The organism is Streptomyces sp. NPDC022910, assembly GCF_055561075.1.
Map to the genome: position 1 here is coordinate 191,927 of NZ_JBVHHL010000001.1, position 14,216 is coordinate 206,142.

Here is a 14,216-nt window from a genome sequence, read left to right on the forward strand (position 1 = left end):
GGTAGGGTTTACCTGCACGATCCCGCGGAACACCGCGGGGAGACGCACCGGGACGTGGCGCAGCTTGGTAGCGCACTTGACTGGGGGTCAAGGGGTCGCAGGTTCAAATCCTGTCGTCCCGACGGTGCGAAGGGTCTTCGCAGGCGAGAGCCTGTGGGGGCCCTTTTCGCGTGGGTCGTTTCCGATCTTCGAGGTTGAGCATGCCGCTCATCGGCACCTTTACTCGGAGGCCGGCGGAGATGCCGTTGCTGAATCTGGAGAAGATGACCGCGGGTCTGTCGAAGGCCTGGTCGGGGTTCCTGCGGGACTGGGACCGCTCGCTGCGGGCGGGGAACTACCCGGAGACCACTCGGTACAACTATCTGCTGGCGGCCGCACAATTCGCGAGGTACCTGGAGGAGTACTCGCCGGACCCGGACGCCGACGCCGCCGGCGACGATCCGGTGGAGGTCACGCGGGCGCACGTCGAGGCCGAGTGACCCGGCGCTCGGCCGAGTAAGCCCGCCCCGGCGCCCGCAGGGAGCCAACCCCCCTCCAGGAACTCGCCTCCGCCCTCGGACTCACCGGCATGAAGATCAAGAGCCTCAGCAACCAACTCAGCCGCTCGGCCCGCACCGGCATCCTGACCCGCACCGCCCCCAGCACCTACAAGATCGCGCTCCCGGACGCCTTGACACCGGCTACGACGCCTTAACTTCGCGGCATTGCTTGATCAGTATCCACAGGTTCTCCGCAAGGGCGTTGACGTACGAGTCCCCGACGGAACCCATGGACGTCTCAACTCGCGCTCGTAGCAGTCGCGTTGTGAGCTTGATCGATGTGTATTGGGCGAACCCGCACCCAAGTGCTGGATCAACTCACCCGCCACCGGCCAGGTGCCGGTCCGGTAGCGCTGCCACAGCGCTATCTTCAGTGCGGCCAGAACGAGTTCGGTGTGCCAACAGAGCACGAACACGACCCCTTGTAAGTCGCCCACCGGACGGCGCCCTCGGTGATCGAAGTCACACCGGATAGGGCGGTCGTGTCAGGTGACGCGCAGTCCGCCGTCGACGAACAGGTCTTGGGCGTTGACGCCGGTGTTTCGGAGGAGGAAGTCGGTGGCCGCGGCGACCTCCGCCATTGTTACAAGGCGCCCGATGGGGGTACGCGGCACGTGGGGGTGGTTGGGCACGTCGCGCCATCTCGGGCTGTCGCCCACCACGCCCGGATGGATCGCGTTGACACGGTGAGGCGCGATCTCCACTGCGAGAGTCTTCACCAATCCGGTGACACCTGAGTTGATGGCGGTCACGATGGTGGAGCCGGGGTAGGGGCGTTCTTTGGCCAAGCCGCCGAAGAGGACGACCGACGCGCCGCGGGTGAACCGGTCACGCAGGACTCGCACGGTCTCGGTGTACCCCACCAGCTTGGTGGTCACGGCTTCGACCGCCTTGGTGATGTCGAAGTCCGCGAGAGTGTTGAAACCCTCTGAGACGCCGGTGATCACCAAGTTATCCACGTCCCCTACATCGACGAGCGCTCCGTCGATGGTCTCCGGCCGCGACAGGTCAACGGCCAGACCCCGGGCCGTGTCGGCGATTTCTGCGGCCACGGTATCGGCGCGCTCCCTGGCGCGGCTGGTGATGATGACGCTGTCGCCGCGGTCGGCGAATCGCTGAGCCACAACGCGTCCCAGCGCGCCGCTGCCTCCGACGATGATCGAGGTGGCCATGATCCACAGGTCCCTTCAGGGGATATGAAGCCAATGGAGTATTTTATGCGCCCAGGATTGGACGGTGCGGGCGCCGCCGGACTGGTCCACTCGGACGGCTCAGCAACTGTCCGCCGTTCGACCGCTCCACCCGAACGCACCATCGGGGAAGTCGGCGCGTTCTGTACGGCGGGACAACAACAAGCCACTGATGGGCCCTTCGTCCGCCGGCGCCCGAAGGGTCGCGAGCCGACGTACGACGTCGGCGGTGAGGGCTCGGCCGCGCGGCATCCCTCCGGGGGCGTCACCATGCATATCCGATTGCCATCGAATCCGTCCACGGCCGCGAACTGACGGTGGTGGGCCTCGACGCGGTTTCGGGCACCCCGGTCGTCGACCTGAAGCCGACGATGGCGGAGTTCCGCCCGGCGAACATCAATCAGCCGGAATGGGTCAGCCGCCTGATGTCGGAGTACTTCCAGCCATAGGCGGGATCTGAGGGCCCGTGACCTGCGGGACGGCGTGCTGGAAGTGGCGGCCTGAATGCCCTGGTCAGCTGTCTGCTGCTGCCGCGCGTCCGCTGTGGTGGAGGTGCTGGAGCATCGCCAAGTGGTGGTGTCGCACCGCGTCCACTGCGGCCTCGGTGTCACCGGCCTCGATGGCGGCGACGATGGGTTCGTGCAGGGCGATCTGCTGCTCGGCCTGATCGGGGCGCAGCCAGTCGGGGACGTCGTTGTTCTCGACCCACGGGCGGTACTCGTGGGAGATCACCGCGGTGTGCACGCTCTCGTAGACCGCGGTCAGGTAGGGGTTGCCGGCGAGCGAGACGATGGCGGAGTGGAAGATCGTGTCGGCCGCGATCCAGGCGGAGGTCTCTCCCACGCTGGTGCGCAGCCTCTCCAAGGCCGTACGCGCCAGCCGTGTGGTGTCGGGGCCGGGGCCGACAGCCGACTCCCGCACGCCGAGCGTCTCCAGCCAGAAGCGGAAGTCGGCCAGCCTCGAGATGCTTCCGGCCTTCAGTTCGAGCATCAGGTCGACCGACGCCCGCATGGTGATGTCCGGCTGGCGCAGGACGTAGGCGCCCGATCCCCGGCGGATCTCCACCAGGCCCATGAGCGACAGGGTCCGCAGTGCCTGGCTCACCGTCGGGCGGCTGGCGCCGAACTGCTCGGCGAGAACGCGCTCGGAAGGCAGCCGGGTGCCTTCCTCCAGGTTGCGTTCGAGGATGAACGTCCGGATCTTCTCCGCCACCTCGTCGGAGAGTCGTTTGACGACCACCTTGTCCATGGCGCTGATGTCGACCGGCGAGTTTCCGCCCGCGGTGCCGTTCCCGCCCCTCTTCGCCACGTTCGCTTCCCTTGTCGTCGTCTGTCGTGAAGCCGGTGCGGACTCCTCCTTGATGCTACTGCGAGCCGGCAGGTGGGGGCCGACGAGCGGTTTCCGGCCTGCCGGCACGCGGGTTACGCCCTATGCCGCCGGTGGGCTGAAGGCGCGAGTGAGCGCCCGCCGGGCTTCTTCCACGGCCTGCTCGTACGGCAGTTCTCGGGCCCGGTAGAACAGCGGGCGGCCGGTGGCGACAGCGGATCCCGCGGCGGTCACCGCTGCCGCCCAGTGGCGGGCCCGGGCATCCAGCTGTGCCCGGGGCACCACCTCGTCGACGATGCCGAGCCGCAGCGCCTGGTCGGTGCTGAAGGGCTGACCGGTCAGCGCGTTGGTGAGGGCTGCCTTCTCCGGCACCCGACGGATCGCGGGGACCTGGGCCAGGGCGGGCCAGGCTCCGTAGGCAGCTTCGTTGGTGCCCAGCCGTGCGCCCTCGGCCACGACGACCACATCGCAGGCGCACATCAGGCCGAATCCGCCGGCCAGCGCGTCGCCGTTGACCGCGGCCACCAGTGGGGTCGTGGAGCGCGGGAGGAAGGCGAAAAGGCGGGCGACGGCGTCAGCGAAGGGGGCGGCGCGGCCCGAAGCCCGTACCGCCGCGGCGTCGGCGCCTCCGCAGAAGACGTCTCCGGCCCCGGTCATCACGATCGCGTCGACGTCCGCGCGGCTGTCGAGGTCGCTCAGGCTCTCGTGGAGCCGCACCGCCATCGCCTCGTCGATGAGATGGGCCGGGGGCCGGTTCAGTTCCAGCACGGCGGTACGTCCCTCGACACGCACGCTGACCGGGGTGGAGCGCGTCTGTCCGGTCACCCTTCCGCACCTCCTCTGACCACGTCGTCGGTGACGTAGTCCAGGGCGAAGCGGTCCTCGCACAGTTCGTCGAGCTGGGCCAGGAGGCGCTGGTGGGCCGGATGGGTCCAGTACTCCTCGGTCAGGGCCTGATGCGAGGTCAGCCGGGCGAAGCAGCCGTGGGTGTATCCGTGCCGCAGCCCCGAGGCGTTGGTGTTGGCGCCCCAGCTGAGTTCGAGCAGGCAGGGCAGGCTGCCCGTCAAACCCGAGGCGAACGCCGTCAGGGCGTCCTCCAGCTCACCGGCGCGTTGCGGATGCGGCTTGAAGACGACGTAATGTTCCAGCACGGTAGCTCCTCACCTGCAGTTTTCTTGCTCGTAGTGGTCCCAGTCGGCCGGCCAGCGGTAGGAGTGCCGCGTGGGGGGCACCGGCGCCTGGGTCTCGATCCAGCGGACCCGACCGCCGGCGGTGTTGAAGCACGCATGCGTCTCGCCGACGCCGGCCCAGGCGACATCCCCGGGCCCGAGGTGGTGGACTGTCCCGTCGAGCTCGAAGTCGGTGTCGCCGCTCAGGAAGAAGTACGTCTCCTCGAAGGGGTGGTCGTGCACCTGGGCCGCGCCGTTGACCTCGTAGTCGACCATGAACATGGTGAGCATGTCGGCCCCTCGGTGCTCGTCCACGAGCATCTTCACCGAGATGCCGCTGTAGGCCAGGACGGCCGTGTCCATGCCCGCGGAGGAACGGCCGCGCGGGTCGGCCGCGGTCGCCCGGCTGACGTGGTCGGGCTCGGTGCCCTCGTAGTGTCCGACGAGCACGAGAGTGGGGTCGGAGAAGTCCGGCGGCGCGGCCTTGTGCAGCAGCCGCTCTGGATACCGGGGGAAGAAGGTGTCCCTGCGCCCGGACGCCTCCCGCAGCGCGACCGGGCTGTTGACGTCCATCCAGCGCGCCTGAGTGCCGCCGGCGTTGCGGAAGCCATGGAGGGAGCCGATGGGGAAGAAGGCGAAGTCACCGGGGAGCAGGAGGTGGGCACGGTGGTCGATCTGCACCGCCAACTCGCCCTCGAGGACGTAGATCGCCTCCTCGTAGGAGTGGACGTGCAGGTCCGTGCTGCCCCCCGGCTGCAGGCGTCCGACGCCGAGGTCGGTGTGGACACTGCCGGTGTGCGGGCCGATGAGGGCCAGTCGTTCGAAGCCGTCGGACCGGGTTGCGAAGGGCCAGGGGACCTCCGCCCTGCTCCAGTCCTGTCGGGTCACTGCGGGCACGGTCACTCCTCGTCGGCGCTGCCGCCGGCCGGGTGGCCGACGGCGGAGGTGTACAGGTCATCGAGGCAGGCGAAGTCCCGCTCGGCCCAGCCGCGCCGCTCGCACAGCCGGTACAGCTCCTGGGTGCGTTGGGTCACGGGCAGCCGCGCGCCCTCCTGCCGGGCGGCGTCCAGGGCAAGATCGAGGTCCTTCGTGATCAGGGCGAGGCTGGCGGCGGGCGCGTAGTCCCGCGCGATCAGGGCGGGTGTCTTGGCCGCGAAGAACGGCGAGCCGAGCGGCGTTCCGGCGACCACGTCGAGGAACTGCTGCCGGCCGATGCCCAGGCTCTCGGCGAGGTTCACCGCCTCGACGAGAGCGGCCATCCCGATGCCCACCAAGACGTTGACCGCGATCTTGACGGCACGCGCCTCGTCCTCATCCCCTACCCAGACGTGGCTGCGGCCCATGGCCTCCAGCAGCGGCGTGTGGAGCTCGTACGCCTCCTTCGGCCCGGAGCAGAAGAAGCTCACCTGTCGGCCGGCGGCGGCCTGGGCGCTGCCGCTGACGGCGACCCGCAGGTACGACACGCCCTCTCGGCCGAGTCGTGCGGCGCAGGCGGCGGAGTCGGCCGTGGAGATCGTGCTGAGGTCGAGTACGGTCTGCGCGCTCCCTGCGTCGGCCGCGCCTGCCGCGAGATGCTCGGAGGTGAAGATGGCGTCCAGGTCCGCCTTGCTGCGTACGCAGGTCAGTACTGCCGAGGCGTCCCGGATCGCCTCGCCCGCCGTGCCGGCGACGGCGATCCGGCTGCCTGCCAGCCTGCCGGTGGCCGCCGTGTCCGGGTCATAGCCGGTGACGGAGAAACCGGCTGCCGCCAGGTTCGCCGCCAGCGGTCCGCCCAGCCGGCCGAGACCCACGAAGGCGACTTTGGGCCCTTGAGGTGTTCCATCCATGACACTCCCTGAATTCGATGCTATGGGCCGAGGTGTGGCGGCGCAGACGGTGGTCCCCGTGCGGCCGGACGACCGGGTGGCGGGCGCTTGTCCCGCCACCGGGTTGCCGGATCGCCTCACGACGGGTCGGGCGGGCGGGGGCCGGCGCTGGCGAGACCCGCGTTGCCGGCCTGCTGTTCGTACAGCGAGAGGAAGTCCTCGGTGCGCCATCCCGCGCCGATCGCGGCCTGGACGAGCTGGTGCACAGCGGCGCCGACGGGCATCGGCACCTCGAGGGAGCGTGCTTCGGCCAGGCCGAGGTCGAAGTCCTTGCGCAGCAGTTCGGTGGTGAAGGTGGGCGCCCAGTCCCGGGCTGCGAGGGCCGGCGTGCGGTTGCGTACCCAGTCGGAACTGACCACGGTGCCGTTGAGGAACTCCAGGAAGGCCGCGCGGTCGGTGCCACCCTTCTCGGCGAGCGTGGTGACCTCGACCAGCGCCTGCACCATCATGCCCAGATACAGGTTGTGGCAGAGCTTGACCAGTCGGCTCTGATCGGCGTCGCCCGCCCGCACGACGGTCTTCGCGGCCATCGCCAGATAGGGCTGCACCCGCTCCATGGCGGTGGGTGGGCCCGAGGCGACGATGCAGCAGTCACCTGCGGCGACGACATCGGGATTGCCGCTGACCGGGGCTGCCACGAACTCGACGCCCCACCCGGCGGCCGCACGGCGCACGCGTGCCGAGACCTCGCCGGAGACGGTCGAGCAGTCCACCACGATGTCCGGCACCGACGAGCCGCTGAGCAGTCCTTCCGGTCCGAGCACGACCTCCTCCAGGTCGGCGGAGGTGCTGACCATCGTGAAGACGATGTCGAGTTCGCCCAGTCGGGCCTTGCCGTCCGCGACGGCCGCGCCCCGGGCAGCCAGTGGCACCGTCTTGGCGGCCGTACGGTTCCACACCGTCACCTGCTGCCCGGCATCCAGAAGGCGGCCCACCAGGGCGGCTCCCATGCGGCCGGTGCCGATCCAGCCGATCCGATCTGTCATGCGTCAGTCCTCGTCTGTTCCGGCTCGTGGTGCGTCGTCCCCGCGCGTCACGGGCATCGGGCGGTCAGGATCCGCTGGGCGCCGGGTCGGCCGGGCCGCGGCCACTGGGCTGTGTGCCGGAGTCGAATCCGTTCCAGTAGCGGGTGCCGGCCACGTAGAGCTGGTCGGCGGGGAAACGGGTGATGATGCGCGGCCCGTCGGCCGTGACGACCACCTCCTCCTCGATCCGGGCGGCCGAGGAGCCGTCCTTTGTGGGCCAGTAGGTCTCCAGGGCGAAGACCATGCCCTCCTCGATCGGCACCGGGTGCTCCAGCGAGTGGTAGCGGCTGATCAACGGCTGCTCCCACACCGACAGGCCGACACCGTGGCAGTACTGGAGGCCGAAAGCCTCCTCCTCACTCGCGTAACCGAGGTCGGCGGCGCTGGGCAGGGCACGGGCGACATCAGCGCTGGACGCGCCGGGGCGCACCGCCGCGATGGCCTCGTCGATCGCGGCCCTGGCGCGCTTGTAGGCGTCCCGCTGCTGGGCGTTGGAGCTGCCTACGTTGAGGGTGCGGTAGTAACAGGTGCGATAGCCGTTGAAGGAGTGGATGATGTCGAAGTACGCGGTGTCGCCGGGCCGGGTGGCCCGGTCGCTGAAGACGTGCGGATGGGGGCTGCACCGCTCGCCCGAGATGGCGTTGACCGCCTCGACCTCCTCCGAACCCCGCTCGTACAGCACGCGGTTGACCAGCGCCACGGCATCGTTCTCGCGGGTTCCGACGGACAGGAACCGGTACAGCTCGTCGTAGGCGGCGTCCACCATGCCTGCCGAGTGGTCGAGCAGTGCGATCTCGTCGACCGTCTTGATCCGGCGGGCCTGCTGCATGAGTTCCTGGCCGTTGACGATGTGCAGGCCCTCGGCCTCCAGAGCGCGCAGGACGGGGATCTCCACGACGTCGATGCCGACGGGCTCGTCCGCCAGTCCGTTCTCGCGCAGCAGGTCGGCGACGCGCCGGGCGTTGCCCGCCTCGACGCCGACGTCCTCGGGGATGGAACCTCGCCAACTTGACAGTCCGGCACGCCAGCTGTCCTCGGGCAGCCAGGTGGCGTGCGCCTTGTGCTGGCGTGCGGCGGAGCCGATGTCCCACAGGATCGGGTCGTGGCCCCGCATGAGCAGCGCACAGCGGAAGAGCTTGTCCCGGGCCCAGTTCCCGATGTGGGTGGCGGTGGTGTAGCGGATGTTGTTCATGTCGAACAGCAGCAGCGCGCCGAGGTCGGAGGTCTCCAGGGCGGCGTTCGCCCGTGCGAGCCGCTCGGTGCGCAGGCGTTCGAAGTTGACCCGCTCCTCCCAGTCGACGCCGAGGACGGCGCCGGGGGAGGCAATGCTGTTGGCGGTCATGACGGTGGGCTTCCTGTGGAGTGCGGCCGTGGGGGCCGGCCGGATGGTGGGAGGTGATTTGGGGGCGATCGGACGTGATCGCCATGGCGCCGGGCTCCGCGGGCGTCGGCGCGGGGTCAGACGGGGGCGTATTCGCCCGCAGCGGCCTGCTGAGTGCGTGACTGCGGGGGGCGTCCGGGCCGTCCGAGGAGCGACCATGCGGCGTCCACGATGTGCTGGGTGGACAGCCCGTATTTCTCGAACAGGTAGGGGCCGCTCTTGGCGCCTTCGGCGAAGGTGTCGGCGATGCCCACCCGCCGCAGCCTGGCGGCCACCCCCTCCTCGGCGAGGACTTCGGCGACGGCGGATCCGAGTCCGCCGATGATGCTGTGGTTCTCCACCGTGACGACCGCAGCCGACCGGCGCGCCGCGCGCAGCACGCCGTCGCGGTCGAGGGGCTTGATCACCGGTACGTGGACGACGCCGACGTCGGCGCCGGTCTCGCGCAGCGTCGCCGCTGCCTGAAGGGTGACCGGAAGCATCATGCCGCTGGTGACCAGGAGGACGTCCCTGCCCTCGGCCACGGTGTGCACCGCGCTCAGCGACAGGCGGTGGTGCGGCTCGAAGACGGTGGGAATCTCGCCGCGTTTGAGCCGCAGGTAGACCGGCCCCGGCAGGTCGGCGATCGCGGGAACGACCTGGGCGATCTCCTGGGAGTCGCCCACGTCGACCACGGTCATGTTGGGCAGTGCCCGCATGAGGGCGACGTCCTCGATGGCCTGGTGACTGGGTCCGCCCGGTGACGAGACACCCGGCATGAACCCGATGAGACGCACCGGCAGCGCCGGATAGGCGATGGCGTTGACGACCTGGTCGAGGGGGCGCCTGGTCGCGAACACACCGAAGGTGTGCACGTACGGGAGGAAGCCCTGCCGGGCGAGGGCGCCGGCCATGGACATCATGTTGGCCTCGGCCATCCCCGCGTGGATGAACCGTTCCGGGAACCGCTCCTGGAACAGGTCGACTTCGCACTGCTTGGTGAGATCGCCGGACAGGCACAGGATCTCCGGGCGCGCGGCGGCCAGTTCGACCAGCGCGCGGCCATACGGTTTGAGGACCGTCGGGAAGGGGGGCTCAAGCACCTTGGTGCTCCAGTCTGTCGGTCAGCTCGGCCAGTGCTGCGGCCGCGAGGTCGGGAGGGAGCTTGATGAAGTGGCCGTCGGCGTCGTCGGGCAGGCAGTCCAGGCCGTGCACGGTCGAGGTGCGGCAGACCAGTACGGTGGGCCGGTCGGCGGTACGGGCGGCCTGCTCCAGAGCCGCTCCAACGGCGGCGGTGTCGTGGCCGTCGAGTTCGATCGCCTGCCACCCGAAGGACTCCCATTTGGCGGCGATCGGGTCGAGCGTGGTGATGGTGTCTACGGGGCCGTCGACCTGGGAGTTGTTGGCGTCCAGCAGGGCCGTGACCGCGCTGAGGCGGTGGTGGGCCGCGAACAGGGCGGCCTCCCACAGCTGGCCCTCCTGCATCTCCCCGTCGCTGAGGAGTGCGTACGTCCGGGCCTCGCTGCCGTGGAAGCGGTCGCCGAGCGCGAGGCCGACCGCGGCGGACAGGCCTTGTCCGAGTGAGCCGCAGGTGTAGTCGACCACCGGTGACCTCTCGGTGCCGATGGCCTCGATCGGGGATCCGTCCTGGCCATACCGGACAAGGTCCGCCTCGTCCATCAGACCGAGCTCCACGGCCGCTGCGAACGGGGACACGATGTAGTGCCCGGGGGAGCAGACGAGCCGGTCGAGGCCGGGACGGGCGTGAGCGAACACGGACGCCACCTGCTCGGCCGAGGACAGCGCCTGGCCGAGGTAGCCGAAGCCCTGCGGGGCAATCATCTGAACGGCTCGGAGCCTGATCCGGGTCGCCAGCGACGGAACATCGTCGACGGTCCATCTGGTACCAGGATCGGAGACACGGGACGAGGGATTCACCCGGCCCTCCTTTATTGGCTAAGTGGCTAATTGGCTTTACCAAAACTGTCCGCCGGGTACGCCTCGCTGTCAAGCCCGCGGGGGGCCGAAACTGCGTCCGCAGCGAGCGGCGAGGAAGCCCCCAGTCCGCTGACCTGGGGCTTGACGGGGAGGTGTTCCGTCAACGCGCTGTTCGCATGGCTCCTCTCCCTGCTGCCACGGTGACGCCGGCGCCCAGCGACAGCGCTGAGGCGAAGCCGATCATGGACGGCCGGAGGGCCGGTGCTGGATCACCAAGCTGAAGGCGATGGAGGGCAGGCCAAGACCGGGATGGGCGATGACGAAGAAAACGGCCAGAACCCCGGCTCGGGAGGAAGGGCCGGCGGTGGCAACCGTCTGGTTGACGGCTCCCTTGAACGGCAGACCGCGCCGGCGACCGCCGGCCCGGCGACGGTCAGGACAATCCAGAGCTTGGGGTCGTACAAGGAGGGTGTGGTGAGGGCGAGACCGGCGGGGTTGGAGCACGCCGACGGCCAGGAGGCGGGACTGGGTGAGCCTGTGAGTTGGGTGACCCATGCCGCGGTCGGGTAGGCAGTGCCCCCGAGAATGCGGACGATGCTCCACACGGTCGAGGCGGCCACTTTGATGCCCAGTGCAGCGAGTTCGCCGTGCACACGCCGATAGCCCCACTTGGGGATTCTCTCGTACGAGTCGTAGTACGCGGGAGCGGATGGAGCGGAGGTGCGGGCCGGCCCGGGTGCCTGGGGCGGGAGGCCTTGGTGTGGCGGCGGCGCAGGAGGTCGCGGTGCCGGCGCAGCACGGTGTCGGGGGAGACGATCAGGTGGGGCTTGCGAAGTTGCACGCGGGGGAGGCGGTGCAGCAGCGCGGCGAGCAGTGCCCGTCGGGCCAGGTCAGTTTCGGCTTGTCCACCTGACGCTGCAGCACAGCGAGTTGGTGGCGCAGGGCGAGGATCTCCAGATCCATCGCCCGGTCCGCCATCGGCAACAGCCGCATGAAGCTGAAGGCGGTCGACAGGACGAGGCGCGACAGTCGCAACAGCACAGCCGAGCATCCTCGCAGTCGGCCGAGGCCTGCTGCAGGCGGTCCTTTCCTACACGGGAGGATGACCGGTCAGCCGCATATTACTGACCCCACGTCAGTCCTGTGACCAGCACGGATGCAATATCCGGCACGTGCAAGGTCGGGTGAGCTTTCAGGGGTTTTATCTGAATTAGGCGCATTAGGGGTGGTTAAGGGACGGTAAGAATGTATGCACCCATTTGTCTTGAATCACTCAAGTCTCTAGCGTGGGTCGAGACAGGCCGAACGGCCCATGTGGCCCAAGGTCGGACGCCGCCGAGATCACCACCTCACGGCCTTTGAGCGGCTCCGCAACCGGCGCGGAGAGGTCGCCGGGCTTCTTCCCACCCAGAAGAGAAACGATGACTAAGTTTCGAGCAGGCTCGGCAGGTCTTGAGCACCAGGACACCCATCGCGCCGGGACAGCAGACAAGGATCGAGATGTGCACGAGCCCATGGCTCGAGCCGCGGCGCGTTTGCGCGAGGCGCAGGTTCGGGTGACCGTGCAGCGCATGGCGGTGCTCACGGCCATCGAGGAATTGGGCGGACACCCCGACGCCGAGGCCGTCCGGGTTCGGGCTCAAGAGGTCACGGGTGGGCTGTCCCCGCAGGCCGCCTACAACGTTCTGCGCGTGCTCACGGAGGTCGGCCTGGTCCGCTGTACACAGATCACCGGCCATCCGGCCCGGTTCGAGGCCGATTGGCACAACAATCACCACCACTTCGTGTGCCGGTTCTGTGGCGACATCATCGACGTGGCTTGCGCGATCGGCGAGGCTCCGTGTCTTGAGGCCGACCTGCCCGAGTCCTACCGGGTGGACGAAGCTGCGGTGACCTATCGGGGCGCCTGCCCGCGCTGCGCCCCCGCCGAGCACGCGTGATCGTTGCGCGGCACGGCGTCCGCCCGGTGAGCGAGATCCCTCACGGAACCACCCGAGGCCGATTCACCGGCAGCACCGTCTCGGAGACCCATGACGTGGCCTCGGGACTTTCACCTCAAAAGTCTGCCCATACGTATAGGACGATCACCTTGGCTTTCTGCACCCATCCAGAAATGAAGAACTTGGCGAGGGGCACTGGCACGGACATGTTCCGCGCTGCCGACAAGCTCGCCGAGGCCGCAGTGCCCGAGCTGGCCGACATCGTCACCGTGGAGCTGCTGGAGCTGACCCTGCGTGGCGAAGCGCCCCCGCCCGGTGCCCTTTGCGGAAGCACGCCGTTTCGGCGTGCCGCCTTCCAGTCCGTGCGGGGAGCCAGTGGGGTCCGGCCCGCGTATGCGGTCGGTGATGTGAGCCCGATCCCGCCGACGACCCCCTACCGGCAGAGCCTTGCCCATCTGTGCCCACGCCTCATGCGCGAGCTGAACGAGGACAGCCAGTGGCTCGCCCACGATTCAGCGCGCGCACGGGTGATGCGGGAGGCACGGGTGCACTCCCTCATGGTGGTCCCCCTCGTTGTGCAAGGTGTTGTTCTCGGCGTGGTCGCCTTGTATCGCCGGGCCGACTCGGCTCCCTACGGCGTGGGCGACCTTCAAGCAGCCGCCAGGTTCGCGGAAAGTGCTGCGTCGTGTATCGACCTCGTCCGCCGCCGCATCCAGGAGCGCGCCCGCGCCCGACTCCTGCAACGAACCCTGCTTCCTGACGTGCTTCCATCCCCCAGCGCACTTGAGGCTGCCCGCAGTCACGTCCCGGTGGAAGGCTCCGGCGGCGAGTGGTTCGACATCATCCCTCTGTCCGGCGCACGGGTGGCGCTGGTGGCGGGCGTAGCAGAAGGGCAGGGCGCATTCACTGCGGTGGGCATGAGCCAGCTGAGAGCGATGATCCTCACACTCGCCCTGCAGGACCTGGGGCCCGAAGAAATACTCTCGTGCCTGGACGAGGTGGCGGCCCGTCTGGACCGGGAACACGAGGCTCCACGCCGGCACCCTTTCGGCCTGAAGTACGTCGGTTCCAGCTGTATATATGTGGTCTACGACCCCGTCACCGAGCACTGCTCCCTGTCCCGGGCGGGGCATGCTCATCTCGTGGTCGTCCACCCGGACCGCACCGTCAGCGCCCCCGTCCTGGCCTCCCATCCGCCCCTGGGCGCCGGTGGGCAGCCCTTCGAGGCCACCGAGATCGACATACACTCGGGCAGTGTCCTGCTCCTGAACAGCGGCGGTGGTGACGACCCGCTTTCCGATGCACAGGCGACGGCAGAACGCCTCGACGAGGTGTTGAGCCGGTTCGGAACGGATACGCAGGAGATCGTTGAGGGTGTCCGTCGCGGCGTGTCTCCCGGACGCGAGCCGGCTCTGCTGGTGACCCGCACCCGGGCGTTCGACGCCGAGAACGTGGCGACCCGGAGTCTGCCGCCTGACGCCGCCGCTGTCGCCGCCGCCCGCAGGTGGACCAACCGGCAGTTGGCGAGATGGATGCTCGACGAACTCGCTTACACCACCACCTTGGTCGTCAGCGAACTCGTGACCAACGCCATGCGCTACTCCACGGGGCCGGTGGAACTCCGCCTGATCAATGACGACCGCACGCTCATCTGCGAGGTCTCCGATACCAGCAGTGCGGCTCCTCACCTGCGGAAGCCGAAGCTGAGCGATGAGGGCGGCCGTGGCCTGTCCATCGTGACACAGCTCACAGAGCATCAGGGGACTCGCTACACCGCTTCCGGCAAGACCGTCTGGGCCGAACAAGACCTTCCGACATGAGCCCGTATCCCGAAAGCCGCCACGCCCCTTCGGGTGCCCGTTGG

16 protein-coding genes and 1 tRNA gene are annotated in these 14,216 nt (G+C 68.9%); 6 read left to right on the forward strand and 11 right to left on the reverse strand.

Features of this window, described 5'->3' with window-relative positions:
* The first annotated feature begins 48 nt into the window (after positions 1–48).
* The 3 genes from ACZ3TS_RS01035 to ACZ3TS_RS01045 all read left to right on the forward strand — a co-directional run bounded on the left by ACZ3TS_RS01035 (position 49) and on the right by ACZ3TS_RS01045 (position 694).
* Positions 49–122: transfer RNA gene (locus ACZ3TS_RS01035), tRNA-Pro, on the forward strand.
* Between the two features lie 117 nt (positions 123–239).
* Complete coding sequence (locus tag ACZ3TS_RS01040) at positions 240–479, forward strand: hypothetical protein (protein ID WP_467612188.1); 240 nt, start codon at positions 240–242, stop codon at positions 477–479.
* A gap of 89 nt (positions 480–568) precedes the next feature.
* Positions 569–694 carry a hypothetical protein gene (locus ACZ3TS_RS01045; protein WP_467612191.1) on the forward strand — a complete coding sequence of 42 codons (126 nt, stop codon included), beginning with the start codon at positions 569–571 and terminating at the stop codon, positions 692–694.
* A gap of 330 nt (positions 695–1,024) precedes the next feature.
* Here the strand turns inward: ACZ3TS_RS01045 and ACZ3TS_RS01050 are convergent, their stop codons facing one another.
* On the reverse strand, positions 1,025–1,711 hold the full coding sequence (locus ACZ3TS_RS01050) for an SDR family NAD(P)-dependent oxidoreductase (protein ID WP_467612194.1): 687 nt from the start codon (positions 1,709–1,711) through the stop codon (positions 1,025–1,027).
* A gap of 338 nt (positions 1,712–2,049) precedes the next feature.
* Here ACZ3TS_RS01050 and ACZ3TS_RS01055 point away from each other — a divergent pair, with 338 nt between their 5' ends.
* Complete coding sequence (locus tag ACZ3TS_RS01055; protein ID WP_467612197.1) at positions 2,050–2,178, forward strand: hypothetical protein; 129 nt, start codon at positions 2,050–2,052, stop codon at positions 2,176–2,178.
* Between the two features lie 64 nt (positions 2,179–2,242).
* Here ACZ3TS_RS01055 and ACZ3TS_RS01060 read toward each other — a convergent pair whose 3' ends face one another.
* The 10 genes from ACZ3TS_RS01060 to ACZ3TS_RS01105 form a co-directional block, all read right to left on the reverse strand.
* The gene (locus tag ACZ3TS_RS01060; protein ID WP_467612200.1) at positions 2,243–3,037 is read right to left on the reverse strand and encodes a FadR/GntR family transcriptional regulator; all 795 of its coding nucleotides are present in this window, start codon (positions 3,035–3,037) and stop codon (positions 2,243–2,245) included.
* Between the two features lie 120 nt (positions 3,038–3,157).
* Positions 3,158–3,880 carry an enoyl-CoA hydratase/isomerase family protein gene (locus ACZ3TS_RS01065; RefSeq protein ID WP_467612203.1) on the reverse strand — a complete coding sequence of 241 codons (723 nt, stop codon included), beginning with the start codon at positions 3,878–3,880 and terminating at the stop codon, positions 3,158–3,160.
* Positions 3,877–4,206, reverse strand: a complete 330-nt coding sequence (locus tag ACZ3TS_RS01070; protein ID WP_467612206.1) for a Dabb family protein — start codon at positions 4,204–4,206, stop codon at positions 3,877–3,879. The genes ACZ3TS_RS01065 and ACZ3TS_RS01070 overlap by 4 nt, the downstream gene beginning before the upstream one ends.
* A 9-nt stretch (positions 4,207–4,215) precedes the next feature.
* Complete coding sequence (locus ACZ3TS_RS01075) at positions 4,216–5,121, reverse strand: cupin domain-containing protein (RefSeq protein WP_467612209.1); 906 nt, start codon at positions 5,119–5,121, stop codon at positions 4,216–4,218.
* Positions 5,122–5,123: 2 nt separating this feature from the next.
* Entirely contained in the window at positions 5,124–6,050 is a 927-nt protein-coding gene (locus ACZ3TS_RS01080) for an NAD(P)-dependent oxidoreductase (RefSeq protein WP_467612212.1), read from the reverse strand.
* A 116-nt stretch (positions 6,051–6,166) separates the two neighbouring features.
* Positions 6,167–7,075, reverse strand: coding sequence for an NAD(P)-dependent oxidoreductase (locus tag ACZ3TS_RS01085; RefSeq protein WP_467612215.1), 909 nt, complete (start codon positions 7,073–7,075; stop codon positions 6,167–6,169).
* A gap of 64 nt (positions 7,076–7,139) precedes the next feature.
* Positions 7,140–8,456 (reverse strand): M24 family metallopeptidase, encoded by a 1,317-nt coding sequence (locus ACZ3TS_RS01090; protein WP_467612218.1) that lies wholly within the window; start codon positions 8,454–8,456, stop codon positions 7,140–7,142.
* A 116-nt stretch (positions 8,457–8,572) separates the two neighbouring features.
* Positions 8,573–9,577 (reverse strand): transketolase family protein, encoded by a 1,005-nt coding sequence (locus tag ACZ3TS_RS01095; RefSeq protein WP_467612221.1) that lies wholly within the window; start codon positions 9,575–9,577, stop codon positions 8,573–8,575.
* A complete protein-coding gene (locus ACZ3TS_RS01100) occupies positions 9,570–10,412 on the reverse strand; it encodes a 1-deoxy-D-xylulose-5-phosphate synthase N-terminal domain-containing protein (RefSeq protein ID WP_467612224.1) in 843 nt (280 codons plus the stop codon). The genes ACZ3TS_RS01095 and ACZ3TS_RS01100 overlap by 8 nt, the downstream gene beginning before the upstream one ends.
* 816 nt (positions 10,413–11,228) lie before the next feature.
* A complete protein-coding gene (locus ACZ3TS_RS01105; RefSeq protein ID WP_467612227.1) occupies positions 11,229–11,453 on the reverse strand; it encodes a hypothetical protein in 225 nt (74 codons plus the stop codon).
* 494 nt (positions 11,454–11,947) lie between these two features.
* Between ACZ3TS_RS01105 and ACZ3TS_RS01110 the strand changes: the two genes are divergently transcribed.
* Positions 11,948–12,352, forward strand: a complete 405-nt coding sequence (locus ACZ3TS_RS01110) for a Fur family transcriptional regulator (protein WP_467612230.1) — start codon at positions 11,948–11,950, stop codon at positions 12,350–12,352.
* A 173-nt stretch (positions 12,353–12,525) separates the two neighbouring features.
* A complete protein-coding gene (locus ACZ3TS_RS01115) occupies positions 12,526–14,172 on the forward strand; it encodes an ATP-binding SpoIIE family protein phosphatase (protein WP_467612233.1) in 1,647 nt (548 codons plus the stop codon).
* Positions 14,173–14,216 lie beyond the last annotated feature (44 nt).